The 444-nt window shown below is 72.3% G+C and carries 1 pseudogene; it reads left to right on the top strand.

The features are described from left to right. A pseudogene (locus tag NPS70_RS28405) lies at positions 1-444 on the top strand (glucose-6-phosphate dehydrogenase); the annotation flags it as partial.

A 444-nucleotide genomic window follows, 5' to 3' on the forward strand; every position in this document is an offset into this window, starting at 1 on the left:
ATGGCCGAGGACATCGGCATCGGCGGCCGGGCGGGCTACTACGACGGCATCGGCGCGGCCCGGGACGTCATCCAGAACCACCTGCTCCAGCTCCTCGCCCTCACCGCGATGGAGGAGCCCGCCTCCTTCGACGCCGACGCACTGGCCGCGGAGAAGACCAAGGTGCTCGGTGCCGTGAAGCTCCCCCGGGACCTGGCGGCGAGCACCGTGCGCGCCCAGTACACCGCCGGGTGGCAGGGCGGGGAGAAGGCCGTGGGCTACCTCCAGGAGGAGGGCATCGACCCCCGGTCGACGACCGACACCTATGCCGCGGTCAAGCTGGAGATCGACAACCGCCGGTGGGCCGGGGTCCCGTTCTACCTGCGCACCGGCAAGCGCCTCGGGCGCCGGGTGACGGAGATCGCGGTGGTCTTCCAGCGCGCCCCGCACTCGCCGTTCGACTCC

Source organism: Streptomyces sp. C10-9-1 (genome assembly GCF_024497955.1).
Taxonomy (GTDB): Bacteria; Actinomycetota; Actinomycetes; order Streptomycetales; family Streptomycetaceae; genus Streptomyces; species Streptomyces sanyensis.